Raw genomic sequence first — 23,393 nt, 5'->3', positions numbered from 1 at the left:
TGAGGTGAGTCGTTATTAGCGGCGCCCGGTCCAGAAGCCTTCGAGCTGATGCCAGGTTTTGCCGCCCGTGAGAATGAGGGCACGCAAGGTGTCCTTGGCCGGGATATCGGCATGCTGTACAGAACTGATCAGATCGTAGCGGGCCGAACCTTCGTTCATCCCCTCGGCGAGAACCTTGCAGATGATGTGGCTCGGAGTGACGCCGAATCCTGCGTAACCCTGTACGAAGAACACGTTTGGATGACCGGGCAAGGAGCCGATCTGCGGGAACAGGTTCGCACCGACGGCCATCGGCCCGCCCCAAGCCAGATCGATCTTCACGTCCTTGAGATAGGGGAAGATCTTAAGCATCAGGTTGCGATTCCAGGCCTTCAGGTCGCTGGGAATATGCTCCACGTACGGGGTAGCAGAACCGAACAGGAGCCGGTTCTCAGCCGTGACCCGGTAGTAGTCGATGACCGGACGGATATCGCTGAACGCACCGCGGATCGGACTGATGCGCTCGATGAGCGCGTCGGACAGCGGCTCGGTCATGATCTGGAAGGCGTAGGTGTTGAGCGTCTTCTTATGCAGCGTGGGCTCGAGCTTGTTGAGAAAGCTGTCGCAGGCCCAGAGCAGCTTGCTCGCCCTGACCGAGCCCTTGGCGGTGCGCACCGTGACTCGGTCGCCGTACTCGACGGCCAGCGCCGGGCTGTTTTCGTAGAGCCTGGCGCCATGGCTGGTCAGAGCCTGTGCTTCGCCGAGCAGCAGATTGAGCGAGTGAACATGGCCACCGCCCATGTGAAGAAGACCACAGCTGTAAGCATCCGACCCGACCATCCGCTTCAGATCAGACCCGGTCAGCAGCTCGATTTCCTGATCCGGCGCGATGGCGCGAAATTCTTTTTCCCAGCCCCGCAGCGTCTTCTCCTGGCGGCTGTTGAAGCCCATGTAGCCATAGCCATGGGTGAAATCCGCATCGATGTTGTAACGCTCGATACGGCTCTTGATGATCTTGGCGCCCTGATCACTGATTTCGAAGATCTTCGCCAGGCCATCCTCGCCCACTTGCTTGCGGATCGTTTCAAGATCATGGCCAATACCCGCCATGATCTGTCCGCCGTTGCGCCCGGTGCCGCCGAAGCCTAGATAGCGCGCTTCCAGCAACACGATATTGGTGATTCCTTTCTCGGCCAGTTCCAGCGCGGTGTTCACGCCGGAGAACCCGCCACCAATCACGACGACATCCGCCTCGATATCACCTTCGAGTGAAGGGAAGCTCAGGTCGTATTTCTTCGTGGCGGTGTAATACGTCGGGGTTTCGATATTGATCATGGGACAACCTGCACGAGGTGAACGCTCTGGCGGTAAACATCTGGTTTGCCGGCAAAGCTACAACGGAGTGGCCTATTAACGGTTTTCAGCGCGCAAAAGTCTTGACCATCACTGACGCCGCCTTGACCGATCATGCCAGGACTGAAAAAGCCGGGCATCTAGTCGGGCAGGCCCTGCAGCAAGGCCTTCACCCGTTCGCTGGCCGCGCGAGCGCACGCGACATCGACCGACTCGGACGCACCTGAAAGACCAACCGCACCGATGACGTCGCCCTGATGCACGAAGGGTTCGCCGCCACCGAAAAATGCAAGACCCGGCTGCAACGGTAAGCCTTGCCTGACCATTGCAGAGCAGCAGGCCAGCCGCTCCTCCCACTCGGCCGTCGAGTCACGGAACGCGGCAGCGGTCATCGCCTTGCTCAGCGCAATGGCGCGGCTTGGCGGCGGTGCGCCATCCATATGCGCGGTCAACACCACTTCGCCTCCGGCACCGACAATAGCGACGCTGACGGCCACCTCCTGGCGCTCGGCCTCCTCAATCACGCACGCCAGGATTTCGCGGGCCAGGCTCAAGGTAATGCTCGGGACGACACGCAGCAGCTTCGACATGGCGTGACTCTCCTGGCTCATTTACTTGTCAGCTCGCCTCGGATCCACTGCCCGTACCGCGCAGCGTCTGCGCCTCGAGCATCTCCTGGATCTGCTGGGTGGCCTGCCGAGTCCGGTCCGCCAGTTTCTTCACCTCGTCGGCGACCACCGAGAATCCCCGCCCCACTTCGCCGGCGCGGGCGGCCTCGATCGCCGCATTGAGCGCCAGCAAGTTTGTCTGATCAGCGATGCCCTTGATGACGCTGACGACCTGGGCGATCTGCGCGTAGGTCGCCTGGTTCTGCCGCACCATCTGCTCATGGACCGAGCGCGCGCTGTGTTCGTCCGAGATGTCCCTGACCGCCCCGATCACCCGATAGAGCACGCCAGCGGCGTCGCGCACCGCACGTCCGCGCTCGCGGCACCAGATATAGCCGCGGGTCTTGTGCCGCATACGGTATTCGATGACGTACTCACCGCTACCGGCGGGACTGACGATTTCTCGCTCGAACAACGCGAAGATGGCCGGCGCATCGTCCGGATGAGTAATGCTGACCTGGCTATCCCAGCCATCGGGCAGCTCCTCCGCACCATACCCCATCAATGCTCGGAACTGCCCAGACAGCCGCATCAGGCTGGCCGGGTCGTCGACTCGTCCGTTGACTACCGTGATGTCCCAGCAGCCCTCGGTGAGCGTCGACTGCATGATCTCCCAGACATGCGCTTCACGAGCATGCAGTTCGTTCTGTTCCGCGAGGACTTCACGCGCCCGAGCGGCCTCGCGGTGCGCATGCTCGAGGGCGATGCAATCGCGCTCCAGGCTCGCGATACGTTGCTCGGCCGTGCTCAGAGCGCTACGGGAGCCAGCCGCCTCGTGTTTGAAGCGCTCTAACCGTTCGGCTGTAGCTTGTTCCCGGCGTTGAAGCTGGTCGAGTGCCTCGATCAGCAGCGGGAACGGCCGCAGAGACGCGGATGCCGCGACGGGTTCGCCCCGCCCCAGGGCCTCCAGCTGCTGTACGAGATCTTCGGCGAGCCGTTGGCGTTTATCGATGAACATGAGCACTCCACACGGTTATGGCACCAGGTCAGGCGCCCGATCCTGTTTCAAGCGCGACCACTCTCGATCAATGACCGCTTTCTGATCAGGGGACAGCTGCTCCAGGAAATACAGGCGCTGCCGCGCAGCGGCGGTTGGCACAAGACGGGCGTCGGCGATCGCCAAAGCCTCCATCTCGGCCAGCGTGGTCTTCATCGGTGAGTAGAAGCCCGTCGCCTGGGTGTTGCGGACCGCAACCGGAGCCATCAGCATGAAGTTGATGAATCGATGGGCAAGTTCCGGGTTGCCGGCATTGGCAGGTATCGCCCAGCTGTCAATGGTCAGCAAACCGCCTTCACGCGGGATCCGGTATCGCAGCGACGGGCGCTGCTGCGCGGCGGTGATCGCGTGCCCTGCCCACGCCATGGCAACGCAGAGCTGCCCCTTGGCGAGGCCATCCACATAGGCGTCATTGTTCAGCGAGCCAACCCGTGAGGCCGACTCGCCAATGCGCCGCGCATAGCGCTCCAGGGCCCGTGGGCTGGCTCGCCCAAGCTGTTTGCCGCGATAGTTCAACCAGAGCGAGAAGATTTCCTCCGGCGCGTCTATCCAACCGATGCCGCAATCGCTCAGCCTGTTGGCAATAGTTGGATCGAACAGAACGGACCAGCTGTCGGCTGGCGTCTCACCAAGCCGCTCGGCCAGCTTGGCGTCATCCGTCACGAGGCCGACGGTGGTCCAGAGATAAGGCACGACGTAATCGTTTGCCCTGGAAAAGGCCGCCAGGGAGGCGAGTAGTTTCGGATCCAGATTGTCGTAGTGGCTCAGGCGGAATTTATCCAGGCGCAGAAGCCGGCCGCTGTCGATCAATCTGGTGAGCTGGAAATGCGAGGGCACGATCAGGTCGTAGGGCGTGCCGGCATCCAGCAGGCGGTCGAGTTCATCGGCCGAGGTGAAGGTCTGGTAGTCGATGCGCACCGCATGCTCGGCCTTGAAGCGTTCCAGCACCTCGGGTTCGATGTAGTCCTTCCAGTTGAGCACTCTGAGTGTGGTATCGGCCTGGGCCAGACCGGCCAACAGCGTCAGCAACAGCAGCAATCCTCTCATGAGCACTCTCCCCCCGATCCGTTCAGAGAATTAAGTCCTCAACCGCACCCCCCGTCTTGCCTCTCGCTGCTGTGGTGTTGTTTGCCGCTGCCATGCAGACGAAAAAAAGGCGCCTTGCGGCGCCTCGTCGAGCGGTTACGACAGATCCGGTTCGAACAGGTTGCGCTTCATGTAGAACTTCACCCAGAGCGCCGCAATGACACTGATCAGCAACAGGATGCCACCGGTAATCTTGTAGACCAGCGCCGTGATTTCCGGCGACGGCGAGTTGTTCAGAGCCACATAGGCCATGCCGAGAATACCCAGCAGCTGTGGCAGCGGATAGAACGGCGTCCTGTAGGGCCGCGCGTGCTCCGGCATGCGGCGGCGCAGAACCAGCACGTTGACGTGCGCGACGATGTAGGCGAGCAGCCAACTGGTGGATGCGGCGATCACCAGCGTGATGAGCGAATCGATATCGGCGAGCAGTACAGGAACGGCGATGATGATGGCCATGAACAAGATCGCAACCCAGGGCGTGCCGAAGCGCTCGCTGACGATCTTCATCTGCGGAAACGCCTGACCATTCTCGGCCATGCCCTGCAGCATCCGCGGTACGGCCGCGAGTACGGTATTGATCGTGCTGCAGGTCGCTGCGATAGCCATGACGGTAGCAACCAGCAGACCAGCCTTACCGAACACAGCGTTCGCATAATCCAGGTACGGCAACGGCGCCGTCGCCAGGGTTTCCGCGCTCAGGTAGCGAGAAGCGCCAACCACGAACGTCAGGAAAATCGCCAGCATCAGCACCAGCGAAAGCATCATCGCCCGCGGGATGTTGCGTTCGGGCTTGTCGACCTCGTTGATCATCGGGCAGATGAATTCGACCCCGACCATCAGCCACATCGCCAAGGCGACCAGCCCCAGGAAGCTGCCATCAGCGACCGAGGCGAAGCTCCAATCGACCCCTGCTCCCTCGATCGCCGGATACGGCTCGGCGATACCGGTCACAGCGCACAGGCCAATCAGCACCAGTGCGCAGACAAGGACGAACGCCAGCAGATTCTGCACCCTGGCGAAAACATCTGCCCCCACCAAGTTAGTGATCGTCAGCAGGACCAGGATGGCAATAGGCACGACCTTCGCTGGAAACATGCCGGGGAGCAACTCACCGATGATGGCATCGACCAGGAACATCTCGACCGGCAGCGCCAGCATTGCCACCACCACGTAACCTGCAAACACCGCGACGATGGCCGGGAAATGGCCGATCGCTTTCTGCGTGTAAGTGGCCAGCGTTCCGGCCTGCGGGAACATCAGCGATAGCTCGGAAAAGGTCATGGCGTTGAATTGCGCCAGCACGAAAGCGACGAACATCGCCGCGATGAAGCCCATGCCGCCGATACCGATTCCCTGCGTCGCCGAGATCATCGAGCCCTGCACGATGACCACGCCGATACAGATCGACATCATGGTCAGAAAGCCCAGCTTTTTCGTCATGGTTGAAGCGCTCCCTGGTGCAGCGTTCGCAAGACTGGATACCTGTGTCGGGTTCATAATTGTTCGTCCCGTATTCGTATTCGGCCCAAGCCGTCGGTTGCAGTAGTACGCGATCGTCTCGATCAGGCGTCGCGCAATCGCTTGCTACTGTGAAACGCGGCGGCCGGAGTTTCTTGCCCCTGGCTGCCGAGCTCTTGCATCGGGCTGTCATGGTGGCTTTTCAATATCACAGCGCGATGGAGCCGCCAAACGTAAAACGGCGCCCTGAGGCGCCGTCCGTACTCAACAACCGGCTATCAACCCTCTCAATACCTGCTTGAAGGCCGACATCTGCTCGTCGCTGAAACGTCCGAACACAGCGTCTTGCTGTTCCTTGGAAATGCTCCAGAGATCCTCGGTCTGCTCGTTCCCTGACGGGGTGAGCGCGTAGCCGGCAGCGCTGTCACTGACCAGCCCCTTGCGTTTGAGTATCTCGGCCGCCTGCTCGATCTCGCGCAGGGGCATGTCGACCTCACGCTGCAGGTCCGCCATGCTCAGGCCCGAATCGTTCTCGAGCACCATCAGCATGCGCGCCTCGCTGGTGCGCAAACCGGTGGACAGCTGACGAGGTTGATAACTGGCCTGGTAGCAGCGCACCGCTTGGGTCATCAAGTAGTACATGTTGTCGGCCAGACGTCCCTGAAAGGCGCTCGTCGGCCGCTGCACTTCGTCCTGACGGTGCATCCGCGTGTGCGGCAGCACCATGGAATAGGCGCCCTGGTGATAGAGCAGCGGCGACCGACCGAAGTCGTCGAACGCAACCACCTTACCGATCAGAATCCAGTGATCACCACCTTCGACGATCTGATGCCGTTCGCACTGGAAGCGTGCCGCGCAGTCGGCCAGTAGCGGCGCGCCACCGGCGCCGCGCTCGAAGTCGATCCCGGCGAACTTGTCGTCCTTGGGGCGGGCGAACTGGTTGGATATCTCGATCTGGTCTGCCGCCAGGATGTTGACCGCGAAGTGGCTCGCCTCCGCAAACACCTCATAGCTGGTGGAACGCTTGTCGATGCTCCAGAGGATCAGCGCGGGGTCGAGCGATACCGAGTTGAAGCTGTTGGCCGTGACGCCGGCCTGCTGACCGGCAGGCGTGGCGGCCGTCATGACGGTTACGCCTGTGGCGAAATTGCCGAGCGCACGGCGGAAGGCGCGCGGGTCGAAACCCGACTCGTGGGGGGTGTTCATGCAGGGCTCCTCGGCTGCCGGCGCCCGACAGCCAGTTGTTCTTGTAGTGAAAGGGCAGCGGCTCAGAGCAGGGTCGGATCGGGCTCCAGGCCCATAAGCTCTCGGCCGAGTATCTGTGCGCACACGTCGTAATCGGTGTAGGCATGAGCACCGGTCATGTGCACGTCGCGGAACAAGCGCTGCATTTCGTTGGCTTCCATCCAGGCGCCACCGCCCGCTGCCTCGAACAGGCGATCCACTGCTTGGATGCACATCTTCACCGCATAGGCCTGGTTGGTCCGCCAGAACGCCAGCGTCTCTCGATCGGGATAGCGATGTGCTTCGCTGTACTCGGCATGCTGCTGCCAGGTTTTTTCCAGAAAGGCGCGAGCTGCGGCGACCTGGTGGGTGGACTCGGCCAGGCGCATCAGCGCTGGTGTTGCCGCACCGACATTGGCGCCGGTGTATGCCCGCACGCGGTTTTTAGTCTTTTCCTTGAAGGCGACGAGCATGCGTTCGGCGATCCCGAGACTGACAATCGAGAAACCACTGGCGAAATATGGACGGTACGGCGAATAGAAGATTTTGCTGTCCGGGTACAGACCGAAACCGGCCGACTTGCCTTCCATCATGTCCTTGGCGGTCTGGATGCGATGGTTGGGCACGAAGGCATCCTTGACGCTTAGCGTCTTGGTGCCGCTGCCCCGCATGCCGACGGCATACCAGTCGTCACGGATTTCGTAATCCGAGCGTGGCAGCACCGCGAAACAGTAGTTCAGGTTGCCTTCAGCGTCTTTGCGCTTGCAACCCATGATTGCCCACTCGGCGTGGTCGGAGCCGCTGCTCCAGCCCATCTCGCCATTGAAGATGACCCCGCCTTCGACCTCCTCCACCTTGCCGAAGGGCGCGATGCTGCTGCTGGCCGTGGCATCCGGGTTCTCGCCCCAGACTTCGTCCTGTAGCTGCCTGGGAAACATCGCCAGTTGATGGCTATGCGTGCACAGCAAGCTCATCGCCCAGGCCGTGCTGGCGCAGGCGCCGGCCAGCGCGGCTATGCAATCGGCAAATTCGGGCAATGAAATCTCAAGGCCACCGTAGGGCTTGGGCTGGAAGGCCCGATGCATGCCAATGCCCTTGAGCATCTCGATATTTTCCGGTGGCACCATGCGCAGCCCTTCGGCTTTGGAAGCATTGGCGGCAATGGCAGGCAGGATGTCCTGAAGGCTTTCGAGTAGCGGGTTTGGCTTTTTCATACGGTGACCCTGATTATGGTTGTGCTTTCCGGCCGACCCATTCGTGACAGGACAACGACGGGCATTCACGCAAGGATGCCCCGCCCCATGCCACGACTGGATCGACTTGGGTATGGCTCGATTATGAATGTGTGAACGATCCATCGAAATGTATGTTCCGGGGAGTGAGTTGCACTTTTCATGAAAATACGGCAGCCACCGAAACACCCTAAACACACACCATTCGCCGCCCCTCGGATGTTCCCCCGTACAGGTGCCCATACGGGCTAAGCCGAGTCTTACGGACGAGTCCGGCAGGCCAGACCATAGGCCAGCGCACTGCCGATTCCGGTGGTCGCGATGATCAGGGTCATGGGGAGCGGCGTGCCGTCATGCCATGCGCTGACCCAGGCACTCGCCAGCATGCCCAAGCCGAACTGGGTAGCGACGGCCAATCCCGCAGCGGCCCCCGCCTGCTCGGGAAAGTCGCCAAGGAGCCGGGCCAGGCAGTTGGCGCCCAGCAGTCCGGTGACGCTGATATAACAAAGCAGCCCGACCACGATGGCAGCGAGCCCGCCGGCTTCGATCAACCCAACGATCAGCAGCCCAATACCCGACGCAGCAGCCATGAGCACGCCAAAGACCAGCATGCGGTGGGGCCCGACGCGGGTCACCAGCCGTGCATTGAACAAGGTGACGACAATGACGCCGGCGATATTCAGTGCGAACAGCAAACCATAGCGCTGCGCCGACACGCCGAAGTAATCGATGTAGATAAAGGGCGATGCGGTGATGTAGGCGAACATCCCGGCGAAGCACAGCGACATGCAGAGAATCAGCCCCACCGCGTGCGCGCTGCGCAGCAACCGTCCATAGGCACGGAACGCGCGGCTCACCGACGCGCCCCGCCGTTCCGAGGGATGGGTTTCAGGTATCGCCAGATAGACGCACACCAGGCAGATTGCCGCATAGCCTGCGAGCGAAATGAACAGTGATCGCCAACCGGTGATCAGCATCAGGTAGCTGCCGAGAATGGGCGCGATCAGCGTCGCGACCATGGTCACCAGATGCATCAGTGAAAGGGTTCGGGCTGCCTGCGACACCACGAAAATATCGCGCACGATGGTTCGCGCCAGCACCGTCGCCGAAGCGGCGCCGAGGGCTTGGACCAGCCTTAGCACGGTGAGCTGCTGCGCATCGGCGCTAACCGCACAGCCCAGGCTGGCGAGAATGTACAAGAGCATGCCGCCAAGCAGGAGCCGCCGCCGACCGAAGCGATCGGACAACGGCCCATAAAGCAACATCCCGGCGCTGACGCCGCCCAGGAACACCCCGATGGTCAGTTGAATAGCCGACTCGGTCGCGCCGAGGTCGGCAGCGATCACGGGTAGGCTCGGCAGGTACATATCGATGGAAAGCGGACCGAATGCAGTCAGTGCCGCGAGCAGCACGATCAGCCGCTGCGGTCGGGTTACGGTGGTCATTGTTTGCTCCAGCAGCTGCAGCCGTCAGGGCGACGGCTGCGATGTCGATCTACAGGCTAAGCAAGCCGAGGCTGATGATCGGAAACAGCGCCAGCAGCACGATGCGAACCAGGTCGGAGGCCAGGAACGGCAGCACGCCCCGCGCCGTCTCGGAAAACGGCACGTCGCCCGCCGCTTTCTGCACGATGAACAGGTTCATGCCCAGCGGCGGCGTGATCAGCCCGATCTCCACCACCATCAAGGCGAGGATGCCGAACCAGATGGACTTTTCGGAGGCATCGAGCCCGTAGAAATCCAGCCCGATGATCAGCGGATAGAAGATCGGGATGGTCAATAGGATCATCGCCAGCGAATCCATCACGCAGCCCAGCAGTAAGTACAGCACCAGGATCGCCGCTAGCACGATCATTGGAGCCAGGCCGGACTCGCTCACCCGTGTGGCCAGTTCGGTCGGCATCTGGGTCAGCGCCAGGCCTGAATTGAGCAGGTCAGCTCCGAGCAGCACCAAGAAGATCATCGCGGTGGTTTCGGCCGTGCCCAGCAGGCTGGTACGCATGCCGGCCCAGCGCATGCCGCCCTGCAGCACCGCGAGAATGCCGCAGGCCGCCGCGCCGATGGATGCCGCCTCGGTCGGGTTCGCCCAACCGCCGTAGATCCCGACGATCACCACCAGAAATACCCCGATCACCGGTAGAACACGCACGAACGCACGCAGACGCTCGCTTGCCGACGCTTTTTCGATCACATCGATGGTGTCCTCGTCGCGTGCCACCATGATGCGCAGGACGATCATGTAGCCGATCACCGCAAGGATGCCTGGGATTACCGCCGCGACGAACAGCTTGGCGATCGACTCCTGGGTCAGCACCGCAAAGATGATCAACGGCACCGAGGGCGGTATGAGAATGCCCAGGGTGCCGCCCGCCGCGACTGTGGCCGTCGCCAAACGTCCGGAATAGTGATGACGCCGCAACTCGGGTAACGCCACGTGACTCATGGTCGCCGACGTTGCCAGCGAGGAGCCGCAGATGGCACCGAAGCCGGCGCAAGCGCCGATGGCGGACATTCCCAGCCCGCCCCGCAGATGCCCCACGAAAGCCGCTGCGCAGCGGAAGATGCCCTTCGACAATCCTCCGTGCGTGGCGAACTGCCCCATCAGCACGAAAAGCGGGATCACCGCCAGGTCATAATTCGATAGGCGCGAATAGGCCAGGTTATTCAGGGTGAACCACAACGCGTTGAAATCGCCGTCATTCACCGCCAGGTAGCACAGCGCACCGCCAACCAGCATGGTGACGCCGATATGGATGCGCATCACCAGCAGGAACATGGTCACAGCCAGCGCGATGAGCCCCAACGTCAAGCCGCTCATGCCCGCACTCCCGCACCGCGAATAATGTCTGCCACCCTTGCCAGCGCACACAGCGCAAGCAATGCAAGGCTGGGCACAATCAGCGCCAGCGGAATCCACAGAGGAATGGAAAGCAGCGTGGTTACGTCCCCGTATTCCAGGCTTTCAAGTGCCTGCAGGCTGGTTCGCCAGACGAGAATCGCGGCCGCGAAGAAACACAGAAAATGGGCGAGCCCATCCAGCACTCTTCGCACCATCAAGGGCGCCTTGAGCGTGAAGGCATCAGCCTTGAGATGGTTGCCTCTGAACTCACACAGAGGCAGAAAAGCCGCAATGGCTACGGCAGCCCCCACTTCCATGATCTCCATGTCACCGCGTATCGGCGTGGAGAACAGCTTTCTACCGACGATCGATACCAGCGACATGTTGATCAATCCCAGCAGAATCAGCCCGCCCGCCAGGGCGAAGGATCGGGTGGTGATATCCAGCACACGCCGGAGGAAGCCGGCATGCTGAGGCGTAGTGGGAAAGGACAGGGACTCGTTCATCTAATCACCGGTCACCGGCAACCAGCTTGCGCACGCCGTCTACCAGCGCAGCACCGTCGAGCCCGTTATCGCTGGCCTCTTTCGCCCACTGATCCGGTACCGCAGCCACGGCGGCTTCCATGGCTTGGTACTCCGCGTCAGCAATCGGCACGATCGAGTCAGCCGGTACCTTCTGTTTGGCCTCGGCGATCGCCTTGTCCCAGGCGGCACCAAAGCGCTCGGCCAGCGCCTTGCCGCTGTTGCGGTCGAGAATGGCCTTTAGATCATCCGGCAGTTGCTCGTATTTGCGCTTGTTCATCAGCATCGTCAGCACCGTGTAGCCGAATGCCTGGCGGCCTTCGGCAGCGCTGTGATATTGGGTGACTTCATCGAGTTTGGTAGGCGGCACCACTTCCCAGGTCGCCATCGCACCGTCGACCACGCCCTTGGATATCGCCTCGGTCATCTGTGCGGGGGGCATGCTCACGGGCGTCGCGCCGAGGCTTTCCAGGGTCCTGGAAATGGTTCGGCTGGATGCGCGCAGTTTCAGGTCCTTGAAGTCCGCTGCCGTTCTTACCGGTGTGCTGCGCGTGTGTACATCCATGCCGCCGTCGCCAAACAGCGCGAGCATTTTGTAGTCTTTGAAATCATCCTTCGCGTACTGCTCGTAGAAGTCCCAGATGATGCGATTGCCAGCCTGACCGCCATACGGGAGCAGGAATGGCAGCTCCAGCGCCTCTACCCGCGGGAACTTGCCCGCGGAGTAGCCGGGAGCTGTCCAGACGATATCAGCCACACCGTTTCGGGCCATGTCCGCCAGCTTGGCCGGGGTGCCGCCCAGTTGCATCGACGGATAGATCTGGCATTTCAGGCGACCCTGCGACTCTTTTTCCAGATCTGCACACCAAGGCTCGATGACGTTGGCATGCGCATTTGACGCGGCGGGAAGGAAATGGCCGATCTTGAGGGTGACGGTCTCGGCACTGACCAGTGACGATATCCCGAGCAGGACGGCAGCGGCAGCAGCTTTGGCGGTATGCATCGTAGGGTCCCTTCGTTGTTGTTTTAGAGACAGGGGGCAAGGTCGCCCGGACTTTGGTTAATACATTAACCTTCTAACGACTAAAGTCAACATACAGACAAATGGGCCAAGCTCGTTATGCGTTGCTCCATCTAGACATGAGCAGATAAATACTTTAAATTCAATAACTTATTTGTTTTCACTCACGAATAAAACAACGACCGCTATCAAAAAAGCGCCGATCCAACATTGTTAATCTATTAATAGTAGACCGCTGACTAAGCAGCGCTTACCTCCGCGCGCAACGCGCCAGCGCCGTCGACGAAAGGTGCATCCTCAGAGGGCGATCGGGTGCAACCGGCAGGCGCCCTCCTAGCCTGCGTGCGGATCGTTGCGAGCCGCACGCAGGCGGTACTCACCCGGCGTGACATCCGCGTTACGGCTGAAGAAACGGCTGAAATACGCCGGGTCCTTGAAGCCCAGCTCGTAGCAGATCTCGTTGACCGAATGCCCCGTGAACAGCAGAAGCCGCTTGGCCTCTTGCATAAGCCGATCATGGACCAGTCGTTTGGACGGCAGGTCGGCGATACGCCTGCACACATCGTTGAGTCGCGCTTCCGTCGCGCCCAACGCCTCGGCATATTGCGACAGCGACCAATGCGCCTGGTAGTGCGCCTCGATGAGTTCGTTGAAGCGTTGATAGATGTGAAGGTCCTCGCCGCGTGCCGGCTGTGCAGTGAGCGAGCGCGAGGACAGGCGCAGCAGGCTGATGAAGATTAGCCGTGTCAGCGAGATAAGACTCAATGCACGGCCCGGACGCTGCTCGGCGAACTCGCTGCGCAACTCGTCGAACAACAGATTCAGGCGCATGATTTCACGTCCGAACTCAGGCCCCAGCTCGGCCAGCCCTACACAAACCGGCGAGATGTTCGGGCCCGACGCAAGCCCGAACTCCTCGGACAACAGCGGCCAGATCAGCTGCTGGCGAACCGTAATGACGTGCCCGTCGCTTTCGGCATCCGTGACGAAGGCATGGGTGAAGGTCGGCGGCGTGAGAAAGAACATCGGCCCTTGCTGCTGATAGCGCTGGTCATCGAGATAGACCCGCACCGTTCCGCTCTTGACGTAGTGAACCTGAAAGAAGCGGTCATGCCGATGCACGGGCATGTTGCGACCGAAGAAGTCAGCCAGATTGCCAAGCGCCTCGTAATGCACCTCGGCGTCGGCGTAGCGCTGGTCGTAGACCTGGCCGATATCGATATTGGGAATGGGTTGCTGATCTCGCATGTGCCCTCCCGATGCCTGCATTTAGCCCGTCAGGGCTTGATCTGCTTGAACTCGTTGAGCAAGCCGAACAGCTGCTGCAGTTTTTCCTCGCCGAATTGCTCCTGGATCCGCCGATAGTTGGCTTCCATGTCCTCGCTCATGGACAGGAAGCACTGATGCCCCTTCTCCGTGAGGTTGATGTGCACGCGCCGCTGGTCGTGGGCCGGCTTACGGCGGCTGACGATACCGTCGCGCTCCAGACGCGTCAGCACGCCAGTCATGCTCGGTTTGAGAATGCAGGCGAGCTCGGCCAGCCGATAGCTCTCCATCTCGCCATGCTGGCGGAGTATGCGTATGACCCGCCATTGCTGCTCGGTCAGGCCGTGCTGATTGAGCGACGGACGGAAAAAGCTCATGGCGGCCTCGCGGGCCTGCAAGAGTGTCAGCGTGAGGGATGGACGTGTTGGCATGGGATTCCGAGTTCGAGTTGGAATGATGAACATTTTAACGTTCGCATGATGATCCCTGGCAAGCGCTGCCGACAAAAGCAGGCTTCTGGCAAGCATGAACATATCGCGCTGCACGCAGAGTCAAGCCACCTGCAACGAGGGATCTTAACCTCCGACATCCAAGAGGCATCTGTTCAGCGATGCCAACATTGAAGCGGGAGCACTCAAATGTCTGCCTTGATCGACGTGATCCAACCAGTAACCCAATTCCTTCAGAAACGACACGCCTCGTTCATTGACGGTCAATCCTTATCCGACCAAGGCGGCGCCAGCCACACGCTGCATAACCCGGCCACCGGCGAGCCGTTGGCTACAACAGTCCAGGCCGACGCTGCCGAAGTCGATGCGATCGTGCTGTCGGCACACCAGGCGTTCACCTCCGGGCGTTGGAGCAAGCTAGCACCGGCCGAACGCGAACGTACACTGCTGCGCTTCGCCGATCTGGTCGAAGCGCACGGTGAAGAACTGGCGCAGATCGAAACGCTGAACCAGGGCAAGTCGATCCACCTGTCCCGCGCCATCGAGGTTGGCGCCTCGGTCAACTACATGCGCTACATGGCGGGCTGGGCCACCAAGATCGAAGGCCAAACCTTCGACGTCTCGATCCCGATCCCGGCTGGCGCGCGTTTCAATGCTTATACCCGTCGCGAGCCTGCAGGAGTGGTTGCGGGCATCGTGCCGTGGAATTTTCCGATGATGATCGCGCTGTGGAAGGTCATGCCTGCACTGGCCTGCGGCTGCACCATCGTCATCAAACCGGCCGACGAAACGCCACTGACGGCATTACGCCTGGCCGAACTGGCCATCGAAGCCGGCATCCCTGCAGGCGTGTTCAACGTACTGATCGGCAAAGGTTCGCAAGCCGGCGCAGCACTGGTCGCCCATCCGCTGGTCAACAAGGTCTCGTTTACCGGCTCGACCGCGGTCGGCAAGCAGGTCGGTATCGCCGCGTTGAACAACATGACCCGCTTCACCCTGGAGCTCGGCGGCAAGAACCCGATGCTGGTTCTGGAAGACGCGGACATCGAGAAAGCTGTCGCCGGCGCCATTGGTGGCGGTTTGCTCAATCAGGGACAGGTGTGCGCAGCCGCCTCTCGCCTCTATGTGCACCGCAGCCAGTACAACCGGTTCGTCGAGGCGCTCAGCGCAGCAGTGTCGGGAATGACCATCGGCGCGGGCCTGGACCCGAATGCGCAGATCAACCCGCTGGTCTCCCAAAAGCACCAAGCCAGCGTATTGAATTACCTCGAAATCACCCGAAGGGAAGGCGCACGTTTCGCAACCGGCGGCCAGACCATGGACCTTCCGGGCTATTTCGTTCAGCCCACGGTGCTGTGCGACATGGAACAGAAATCCACCCCCATCCAGGAAGAAATCTTCGGCCCGGTGCTTTCAGTCATGGCCTACGACGACCTGGAGCGCGCGGTGGAGATGGTCAATGACAGCCGCTACGGCCTGACCGCGAGCATCTGGAGCAACGATCTGGGCCGGGTCATGGACCTGATCCCCCGTATCGAAGCCGGAACCGTCTGGGTCAACAACCACGTGCCGGTCGATCCGAACATGCCGTTCGGCGGTTTCAAGCAGTCGGGCATGGGCCGTGAATTCGGCCGCGCAGCGATTGAAGGATTCACCGAAACCAAGTCGGTGTGCATCACCTACTGATCGAAGTGGATGCCGTGGGCGCACGGCTCGGTCAGCAAGTCGACCAAACGACCAGCAGACTCCCTTGACATTCATTAACATATTAACTACAAAGTTAACATCTTAACGAGCTGCAGACGGACAGGTTCGCAGCCAAGTATCGGAGAACAACGATGGCCCGCTCCCTAGACCAGGCAGCCTCCGGCACCCTGTTCGGCATTGCGCTGAACTACAAAGGGCTGCTCGATAGCCGGATGGATGAGTTCCAGCAAGCGCCTTACCAAAAGCCGCCGGTCAAGCCGGTGCTGTTCATCAAGACGCCTAATACGCGCAATGCCGATGGTCAGCCGGTGGTATTCCCCGCTGGGGTGGAACGCCTTCAGCCCGGCCCTGCACTGGGTGTGGTGATCGGCAAGCGCGCCAGCCGCGTGAGCGAAGCCGACGCCATGAGCCATGTGGCGGGCTACACCATCGTCAACGAATTCAGCCTGCCGGAAGACAGCTACTACCGCCCCGCGGTGAAAGCCAAATGTCGTGACGGCTTCTGCCCGATTGGCCCTGAGCTGGCGGAAGCCAGCCAGATCACCGACCCGAACGCCCTGACCCTGCGCCTGCTGGTCAACGGCGAAGTCCGCCAGGAAAACAGTACCGCCAACTGGGTGCGCACCATCCCCCAGCTGATCGCCGAACTGAGCGACTTCATGACCCTGAACGAAGGCGACGTGCTCATCACCGGCACCCCGGAGGGCCGTGTGGACGTCAAGCCCGGTGACACCGTAGTGGTGGAAATCACCGGGCTGGGCAAGCTGACCAACACCGTGGTTGCGGAATAAGGAGCCAATGATGAAACGCGCACGTATCCGCTATCAGGGCGAAACTCATGACGTCACCGTCGAAGCCGAAAACGCCGTCCGCCTGCCCAGCGGTGAGCTGCTGCTCGAAGACCAGGTCGAGTGGTTGCCCCCGGCCAATGGCAGCATGTTTGCCCTGGGTCTGAACTACGCCGACCACGCCGCCGAGCTTTCCTTCAAGGCGCCGACCGAGCCACTCGCCTTCATCAAGTCGCCGGGGACCTACACCGGCCACAAGCAGGTCACCTGGCGCCCGGACAACGTCAAGTACATGCATTACGAATGCGAGCTGGTGGCCGTGATCGGCAAGCCGGCGCGCAACGTCAAACGCGAAGACGCCCTCGACTATCTGGCCGGCTACACCGTCTGCAACGACTACGCGATCCGCGATTACCTCGAGAATTACTACCGTCCCAACCTGCGGGTGAAGAACCGCGACAGCACCACCCCGGTCGGCCCCTGGATCGTCGACGCCGCCGAAGTGCCGGACCCGTCCAATCTGAAGCTGCGCACCTGGATCAACGGTGAGCTGAAGCAGGAAGGCACTACCGCGGACATGATTTTCGATATCCCCTACCTGATCGAGTACTTCTCCAGCTTCATGACTCTGCAGCCGGGCGACATGATCGCCACCGGCACGCCCGAGGGCCTGGCCGACGTGGTGCCGGGTGATGAAGTCGTTGTGGAGGTGGAAGGCGTAGGCCGTCTCGTCAATACCATCGTCAGCGAAGAAGAGTTTTTCGCGGCGCGTGCAGAAGAGGTTTGAGTACATGATCAAGCATTGGATCAACGGCCGTGAGGTCGAGAGCAAAGAGACCTTCACCAACTACAACCCGGCCACCATGGAAGCCATCGGCGAAGTCGCCAGCGGCGGTGCCGACGAGGTGAACCAGGCCGTTGCGGCCGCCAAGGAAGCCTTCCCCAAGTGGGCTGGCCTGCCCGCCAAGGAACGCGCTCGCCTGATGCGCAAGCTGGGTGAGCTGATCGACCAGAACGTGCCCAAACTGGCCGAACTGGAGACGCTGGACACCGGCCTGCCGATCCACCAGACCAAGAACGTGCTGATCCCGCGGGCCTCGCACAACTTCGACTTTTTCGCTGAAGTCTGCACGCGCATGAATGGTCACACCTACCCGGTCGATGACCAGATGCTCAATTACACCCTGCATCAGCCGGTGGGTGTGTGTGGCCTGGTGTCGCCGTGGAATGTGCCGTTCATGACAGCCACCTGGAAAACCGCGCCCTGCCTCGCACTGGGCAACACCGCCGTTCTGAAGATGAGCGAGCTGTCACCGTTGACGGCGAACGAACTGGGCCGCCTGGCCCTTGAAGCCGGCATCCCCAACGGCGTATTGAACGTCATCCAGGGTTATGGGCACATCGCCGGCGACGCGCTGGTCAAGCACCCGGACGTGCGTGCCATCTCCTTCACCGGCGGCACCGCCACCGGCAAGAAGATCATGGCCAACGCCGGCCTGAAGAAGTACTCGATGGAGCTGGGCGGCAAGAGCCCGGTACTGATCTTCGACGATGCCGATCTCGACCGGGCGCTGGATGCCGCGCTATTCACCATCTTCTCGCTCAACGGCGAGCGCTGCACCGCTGGCAGCCGTGTCTTCATCCAGGAAAGCGTCTACGCGAAGTTCGTCGACGAGTTCGCCGCCCGCGCCAAGCGGCTGATTGTCGGTGACCCGCAGGATCCGAAGACCCAGGTCGGTTCGATGATCACCCAGGCTCACTACGACAAGGTCACTGGCTACATCAAGATCGGCATGGAAGAAGGCGCCACCCTGGTTGCCGGTGGCCTCGAGCGCCCTGCGGGCCTCCCGGCTCATCTGTCCAAAGGCCAGTTCATCCAGCCGACGGTGTTCGCCGACGTGAACAACAAGATGCGCATCGCCCAGGAGGAAATCTTCGGCCCGGTGGTCTGCCTGATCCCCTTCAAGGACGAAGCCGAAGCCCTGCGTTTGGCCAACGACACCGAGTACGGCCTGGCCTCCTACATCTGGACCCAGGACATCGGCAAGGCGCACCGTCTGGCTGCGGGTATCGAAGCGGGCATGGTGTTTATCAACAGCCAGAACGTGCGCGACCTGCGTCAGCCGTTCGGTGGCGTGAAGGGCTCGGGCACCGGCCGCGAAGGTGGCGAGTACAGCTTCGAGGTGTTCACCGAAGTGAAGAACGTCTGCATCTCCATGGGCAGCCACCACATCCCGCGCTGGGGCGTATAAGGCAGCCGGCGGGCGCCAGCGCGCCCGCCACCACTGAACAACAAGAGCCCTCCGGGGCCAGGGAGAACCGTCATGGGCGAAGTCGTCCTCGCAGCAAAGATCTGCCACGTTCCTTCGATGTATCTGTCCGAACTACCCGGCCCGAACCACGGCTGCCGGGAACAAGCGATCGCCGGCCACAAGGAAATTTCCCGCCGCGCCCGTGAGTTGGGTGCCGACACCGCCGTGGTGTTCGATGTGCACTGGCTGGTCAACAGCGGCTATCACATCAACTGTGGCGAGCACTTCAAGGGCATCTACACCAGCAATGAGCTGCCGCACTTCATCAAGGACATGGACTACGAGTATCAGGGCTGCCCGGAGCTGGGCGCGTTGATCGCTGAAGAGGCCAATGCCGCCGATGTGCGTACCCTGGCGCACAACATCCCGAGCCTGGAGCTGGAATACGGCACCCTCGTCCCGATGCGCTACATGCACATGGGCGCGCCCGACGATCAGCAGTTGAAGGTGGTTTCCATCGCCGCCTGGTGCGCCTGGCACCGCCTGGAAGACAGCTTCACCTTTGGCGCAGCCGTGCGCCGCGCCATCGAGAAGAGCGACCGCAAGGTGCTGGTGCTGGCCTCCGGTTCGCTGTCGCACCGCTTCTCCGATGACCGCATCGCTCAGCAGAACCTGAACAACTGGAGCCGCGAATTCGACAAGCAGGTCGACCATCACGTGGTGAAGCTTTGGCAGGAAGGCCGCTTCAAGGAGTTCTGCGCCATGCTGCCGGACTACGCCGAGCACTGCTATGGCGAAGGCAAGATGCACGACACAGCCATGCTGCTCGGCCTGCTCGGCGGCCCGGAATACAGCGGCAAGGTGGAAGTCATCACTCCGCTGTTCGGCAGCTCCGGCACCGGCCAGATCAACGCCATTTTCCCGCTCTGACCCGGCACGCGGAGGCCCCTATGCCACATCTGGTTCTGCTCTATACCGCCGACCTGGAAGCCGAGGTGCCGATGGGCACACTCTGCCGCGAGCTGGCCGACACCATGCTCGAGCAGCGCGACGAGGCCGGCAAAGCCGTGTTTCCCAAGGGCGGCACCCGTGTGCTGGCCTACCCTGCCGCGCATTCGGCGGTGGCTGACGGCCAGGGCGACTATGGCTTTCTCTACGCCAACCTGCGCATGGGCAGCGGTCGCAGCCAGGCCGTGCACCAGGCGGTCGGCGCGGCCCTGAGCGCCGTACTGGCGCGCCACACCGAGGCCGTGCGAGCGCGTCGCCCAGTAGGCGTGACGCTGCAGATCGATGAAAGCCCGGGTCAGGTATTCGATGCCAAGCACAGCAGCCTGCACCCCCTGTTCAACAAGAATTCCTGAGGACACCCCATGCTCGACGCCTCCGTCATCCAACAGTGCGCCGCACGGCTGGACGCAGCCGAACGCTCACGGCAGCAGATTCGCCAGTTCTCGCTGGAGCATCCCGAAATCTCCATCGAGGACGCCTACGCCATCCAGCGCGCCTGGGTGGACATGAAGATCAAGGATGGCCGCAAGCTGGTCGGCCACAAGATCGGCCTGACCTCGCGCGCCATGCAGGTCTCGTCCAACATCACCGAGCCGGACTACGGCGCGCTGCTCGACGACATGCTGTTCGACGAGGGCACCGACATTCCCTTCGAGCGCTTCATCGTGCCGCGCGTGGAAGTCGAACTGGCGTTCATCCTCGGCAAGCCGCTGAAGGGCCCGAACTGCACCATCTTCGACGTGCTGGACGCCACCGAATACGTGATTCCCGCGCTGGAAATCATTGATGCACGCATCCATCAGGTTGACCCCGACACCAAGGTCACCCGCAAGGTCTTCGATACCATCTCCGACAACGCGGCCAATGGTGGCGTGGTCATGGGCGGCCGGCCGATACGACCCCACGACATGGACCTGCGCCGCGTCCCGGCGATCCTCTACCGCAACGGCGTCATCGAGGAGTCGGGCGTTTCCGCCGCGGTGCTCAATCACCCGGCCAAAGGCGTGGCCTGGCTGGCGAACAAGCTGGCGCCGTATGACGTCACCCTGCAGCCGGGCCAGATCATCCTCGGCGGCTCCTTCACCCGTCCGGTCGCCGCCAACCCAGGCGACAGCTTCCACGTCGATTACGACCAGCTGGGCTCCATCGCCTGCCGGTTCGTTTAACGAGCACTGGGGCTGGGGACCGGGGGTAGGCATGGGACAGACAGAATTCCGTCAGCCGTGCACCCAGCCCCAGCGCCTCAATTGAGGAGTCCACCATGGACCTTCCAGTCAACACCTTCAAACAACGCCTGAAATCGGGCGAAGCGCAGATCGGCCTCTGGGTCGGACTGGCCGAACCCTATTGCGCCGAGCTGGCAGCCAATGCCGGCTTCGACTGGCTGCTGCTCGATGGCGAACACGCGCCGAACGATGTCCGCAGCCTGCTCGGCCAGCTCCAGGCCGTGGCAGCGTATCCGTCCCATCCGGTGATCCGCCCGCCCATCGGTGATGCCGTAGTGATCAAGCAGCTACTGGATCTCGGCGCGCAGACGCTTCTGGTACCGATGGTGGATTCGGCCGAACAGGCCGAGCAGCTGGTACGTGCCATTCACTACCCACCCAAGGGCATTCGCGGCGTCGGCAGTGCGCTGGCTCGCGCCTCGCGCTGGAACACCATTCCTGGTTACCTCACTCACGCCGACGAGCAGATCTGCCTGCTGGTGCAGATCGAGAATCTGGAAGGTCTCGCGCATCTCGATGAAATCGTCACAGTCGATGGCGTGGACGGCGTCTTCATCGGCCCGGCTGATCTATCCGCTTCGATGGGCCATCGCGGCAATCCGGGCCACCCGGACGTACAGGCGGCCATCGAGGATGCCATCGCGCGTATCCGTCGCGCCGGCAAGGCCGCGGGCATCCTGTCGGCCGACCAAACGCTGGCACGCCGCTACATCGAACTGGGCGCAGCCTTCGTCGCAGTCGGCGTCGATACCACCATTCTGATGCGCGGGCTGCAGAGCCTGGCCGCCACATTCAAGGACACGTCCGCCCCGACTACCGGTGGCGGCGGCGTTTACTAACGAGGTCGATATGAATCTGACTGACTCCACCCTGCTGCGCCAGAACGCTTATGTCGACGGCCTGTGGATCGAAGCCGAAGATGGCGGCCGCTTCGCCGTGCGCAATCCAGCCGATAACAGCGTCATCACTGAAGTCGCCTCGGTTGGCGTGAGCGAAACCCGCCGCGCCATCGAGGCCGCCGAACGGGCCTGGCCGGCCTGGCGCGACAAGACCGCCAAGGAACGCGCCGCCATCCTGCGCCGCTGGTTCGAACTGATCATGGCCAATCAGGAAGACCTGGCGCGCCTGCTGAGTTGGGAACAGGGCAAGCCGCTGGCCGAAAGCCGTGGCGAAATCGCCTACGGCGCGAGCTTTATCGAGTGGTTCGCCGAAGAGGCCAAGCGGGTTTACGGCGATGTGATCCCGCACGACAAACAGGGCCGTCGCCTCGTGGTGATCAAGCAGCCGATCGGTGTGGTTGCAGCCATCACACCGTGGAACTTCCCCAATGCCATGATTACCCGCAAGGCCGGTCCGGCCCTGGCCGCCGGTTGCACCGTGGTGCTCAAGCCCGCCTCGGAGACGCCGCTGTCAGCCCTCGCACTGGCCGAACTCGGCGAGCGTGCGGGCATTCCGGCCGGTGTGTTCAACGTGGTGCCTGGTACCAATTCCCGCGCCATCGGTGGTGAACTGACCGGTAACCCGAAGGTGCGCAAGCTCTCCTTCACCGGCTCCACCGGCATCGGCAAATTGCTCATGGCCCAATGCGCCGAAAGCATCAAGAAGGTCAGCCTGGAGCTGGGCGGCAACGCGCCCTTCATCGTCTTCGACGACGCCGATCTGGATGCGGCCGTACAGGGCGCGCTGGGATCGAAGTTCCGCAACACCGGGCAGACCTGCGTCTGTACCAACCGCGTATTGGTCCAGGCCGGCGTGTATGAAGAATTTTCCAAGCGTCTGAGCGAGGCCGTTGCCGCCATGAAAGTCGCCCCGGCCACAGACGACGGCGCTCAACAGGGCCCGCTGATCAACGAGAAAGCAGTCGCCAAGGTCGTCGAGCACATCGAAGATGCCGTGTCCAAGGGTGCCCGCGTGCTCACTGGCGGCAAATCCCATGCGCTGGGCGGAAGCTTCTTCGAGCCGACCGTGTTGGCCGATGTCACGCCTGACATGCTGGTCGCACGCGACGAAACCTTTGGCCCGCTGGCGCCGATCTTCCGCTTCGAGACCGAAGAGCAGGCCATCGCCATGGCCAACGATACCGAGTTCGGTCTGGCGTCCTACCTCTATACACAGAACCTGGGCCGTGCCTGGCGGGTGAGCGAGGCGTTGGAGTACGGCATGGTCGGCGTCAACGAGGGGCTGATCTCCACCGAAGTCGCTCCCTTCGGCGGCATCAAGCAATCGGGCCTCGGCCGCGAAGGCTCGCATTACGGCATCGATGATTACATCGAGCAGAAATACATGTGTCTCGGCATCAGCTAAGGCTTCCGAACTC

22 protein-coding genes are annotated in these 23,393 nt (G+C 61.8%); 9 read left to right on the top strand and 13 right to left on the bottom strand.

The annotated features are described in order from the left end of the window. Nucleotides 1–15: 15 nt before the first annotated feature. From MCB86_RS18085 to hpaR, 13 genes are all read right to left on the bottom strand, one after another. Nucleotides 16–1,314, bottom strand: coding sequence for an FAD-binding oxidoreductase (locus MCB86_RS18085; protein ID WP_045163094.1), 1,299 nt, complete (start codon nucleotides 1,312–1,314; stop codon nucleotides 16–18). 158 nt (nucleotides 1,315–1,472) lie between these two features. After that, nucleotides 1,473–1,922: a heme-binding protein gene (locus MCB86_RS18080; protein WP_045163095.1), complete on the bottom strand. Its 450-nt coding sequence runs from the start codon at nucleotides 1,920–1,922 to the stop codon at nucleotides 1,473–1,475. Nucleotides 1,923–1,950: 28 nt separating this feature from the next. After that, nucleotides 1,951–2,958 carry a methyl-accepting chemotaxis protein gene (locus MCB86_RS22975; protein ID WP_045163096.1) on the bottom strand — a complete coding sequence of 336 codons (1,008 nt, stop codon included), beginning with the start codon at nucleotides 2,956–2,958 and terminating at the stop codon, nucleotides 1,951–1,953. 15 nt (nucleotides 2,959–2,973) lie between these two features. Continuing rightward, nucleotides 2,974–4,044, bottom strand: a complete 1,071-nt coding sequence (locus tag MCB86_RS18065; RefSeq protein ID WP_239611760.1) for an extracellular solute-binding protein — start codon at nucleotides 4,042–4,044, stop codon at nucleotides 2,974–2,976. 135 nt (nucleotides 4,045–4,179) lie between these two features. Beyond that, nucleotides 4,180–5,523, bottom strand: a complete 1,344-nt coding sequence (locus tag MCB86_RS18060; protein ID WP_230623667.1) for an APC family permease — start codon at nucleotides 5,521–5,523, stop codon at nucleotides 4,180–4,182. 282 nt (nucleotides 5,524–5,805) lie between these two features. Beyond that, complete coding sequence (locus tag MCB86_RS18055; RefSeq protein WP_239611759.1) at nucleotides 5,806–6,747, bottom strand: p-hydroxyphenylacetate 3-hydroxylase reductase component; 942 nt, start codon at nucleotides 6,745–6,747, stop codon at nucleotides 5,806–5,808. Between the two features lie 62 nt (nucleotides 6,748–6,809). Next, nucleotides 6,810–7,979: a p-hydroxyphenylacetate 3-hydroxylase oxygenase component gene (locus tag MCB86_RS18050; RefSeq protein ID WP_045163100.1), complete on the bottom strand. Its 1,170-nt coding sequence runs from the start codon at nucleotides 7,977–7,979 to the stop codon at nucleotides 6,810–6,812. Nucleotides 7,980–8,257: 278 nt separating this feature from the next. After that, nucleotides 8,258–9,442: a Bcr/CflA family multidrug efflux MFS transporter gene (locus tag MCB86_RS18045; protein ID WP_239611758.1), complete on the bottom strand. Its 1,185-nt coding sequence runs from the start codon at nucleotides 9,440–9,442 to the stop codon at nucleotides 8,258–8,260. A gap of 49 nt (nucleotides 9,443–9,491) precedes the next feature. Next, nucleotides 9,492–10,814 (bottom strand): TRAP transporter large permease, encoded by a 1,323-nt coding sequence (locus tag MCB86_RS18040; RefSeq protein ID WP_239611757.1) that lies wholly within the window; start codon nucleotides 10,812–10,814, stop codon nucleotides 9,492–9,494. Next, nucleotides 10,811–11,341, bottom strand: a complete 531-nt coding sequence (locus tag MCB86_RS18035; protein WP_052679337.1) for a TRAP transporter small permease — start codon at nucleotides 11,339–11,341, stop codon at nucleotides 10,811–10,813. Before MCB86_RS18035 ends, MCB86_RS18040 begins: the two co-directional genes overlap by 4 nt. 4 nt (nucleotides 11,342–11,345) lie before the next feature. Then, nucleotides 11,346–12,362, bottom strand: coding sequence for a TRAP transporter substrate-binding protein (locus MCB86_RS18030; RefSeq protein WP_239611755.1), 1,017 nt, complete (start codon nucleotides 12,360–12,362; stop codon nucleotides 11,346–11,348). A 351-nt stretch (nucleotides 12,363–12,713) separates the two neighbouring features. Further along, on the bottom strand, nucleotides 12,714–13,628 hold the full coding sequence (hpaA, locus tag MCB86_RS18025; RefSeq protein WP_045163104.1) for a 4-hydroxyphenylacetate catabolism regulatory protein HpaA: 915 nt from the start codon (nucleotides 13,626–13,628) through the stop codon (nucleotides 12,714–12,716). Nucleotides 13,629–13,657: 29 nt separating this feature from the next. Further along, a complete protein-coding gene (hpaR, locus tag MCB86_RS18020; RefSeq protein WP_045163105.1) occupies nucleotides 13,658–14,077 on the bottom strand; it encodes a homoprotocatechuate degradation operon regulator HpaR in 420 nt (139 codons plus the stop codon). A gap of 207 nt (nucleotides 14,078–14,284) precedes the next feature. Between hpaR and MCB86_RS18015 the strand changes: the two genes are divergently transcribed. From MCB86_RS18015 to MCB86_RS17975, 9 genes are all read left to right on the top strand, one after another. After that, nucleotides 14,285–15,781: an aldehyde dehydrogenase family protein gene (locus MCB86_RS18015; protein ID WP_239611753.1), complete on the top strand. Its 1,497-nt coding sequence runs from the start codon at nucleotides 14,285–14,287 to the stop codon at nucleotides 15,779–15,781. 152 nt (nucleotides 15,782–15,933) lie between these two features. Next, nucleotides 15,934–16,593, top strand: coding sequence for a fumarylacetoacetate hydrolase family protein (locus tag MCB86_RS18010; RefSeq protein WP_239611751.1), 660 nt, complete (start codon nucleotides 15,934–15,936; stop codon nucleotides 16,591–16,593). 10 nt (nucleotides 16,594–16,603) lie between these two features. Further along, nucleotides 16,604–17,377, top strand: a complete 774-nt coding sequence (locus MCB86_RS18005) for a fumarylacetoacetate hydrolase family protein (RefSeq protein WP_239611749.1) — start codon at nucleotides 16,604–16,606, stop codon at nucleotides 17,375–17,377. Nucleotides 17,378–17,381: 4 nt separating this feature from the next. Continuing rightward, nucleotides 17,382–18,842 (top strand): 5-carboxymethyl-2-hydroxymuconate semialdehyde dehydrogenase, encoded by a 1,461-nt coding sequence (gene hpaE, locus MCB86_RS18000; RefSeq protein ID WP_045163109.1) that lies wholly within the window; start codon nucleotides 17,382–17,384, stop codon nucleotides 18,840–18,842. A 72-nt stretch (nucleotides 18,843–18,914) separates the two neighbouring features. After that, a complete protein-coding gene (hpaD, locus tag MCB86_RS17995; RefSeq protein ID WP_045163110.1) occupies nucleotides 18,915–19,772 on the top strand; it encodes a 3,4-dihydroxyphenylacetate 2,3-dioxygenase in 858 nt (285 codons plus the stop codon). A 20-nt stretch (nucleotides 19,773–19,792) separates the two neighbouring features. Then, entirely contained in the window at nucleotides 19,793–20,203 is a 411-nt protein-coding gene (locus MCB86_RS17990) for a 5-carboxymethyl-2-hydroxymuconate Delta-isomerase (protein ID WP_239611748.1), read from the top strand. Nucleotides 20,204–20,212: 9 nt separating this feature from the next. Then, nucleotides 20,213–21,016: a 2-oxo-hept-4-ene-1,7-dioate hydratase gene (gene hpaH, locus MCB86_RS17985; RefSeq protein ID WP_239611745.1), complete on the top strand. Its 804-nt coding sequence runs from the start codon at nucleotides 20,213–20,215 to the stop codon at nucleotides 21,014–21,016. 95 nt (nucleotides 21,017–21,111) lie between these two features. Beyond that, entirely contained in the window at nucleotides 21,112–21,915 is an 804-nt protein-coding gene (hpaI, locus tag MCB86_RS17980; RefSeq protein WP_239611743.1) for a 4-hydroxy-2-oxoheptanedioate aldolase, read from the top strand. Between the two features lie 10 nt (nucleotides 21,916–21,925). Further along, on the top strand, nucleotides 21,926–23,380 hold the full coding sequence (locus MCB86_RS17975; RefSeq protein WP_239611741.1) for an NAD-dependent succinate-semialdehyde dehydrogenase: 1,455 nt from the start codon (nucleotides 21,926–21,928) through the stop codon (nucleotides 23,378–23,380). The last annotated feature ends 13 nt before the right edge of the window (nucleotides 23,381–23,393 follow it).

The sequence above is a fragment of the Pseudomonas sp. KSR10 genome, from assembly GCF_022355455.1.
GTDB classification, from domain to species: domain Bacteria; phylum Pseudomonadota; class Gammaproteobacteria; order Pseudomonadales; family Pseudomonadaceae; genus Stutzerimonas; species Stutzerimonas stutzeri_E.
This window is presented reverse-complemented; position numbering and strand designations above follow the sequence as displayed.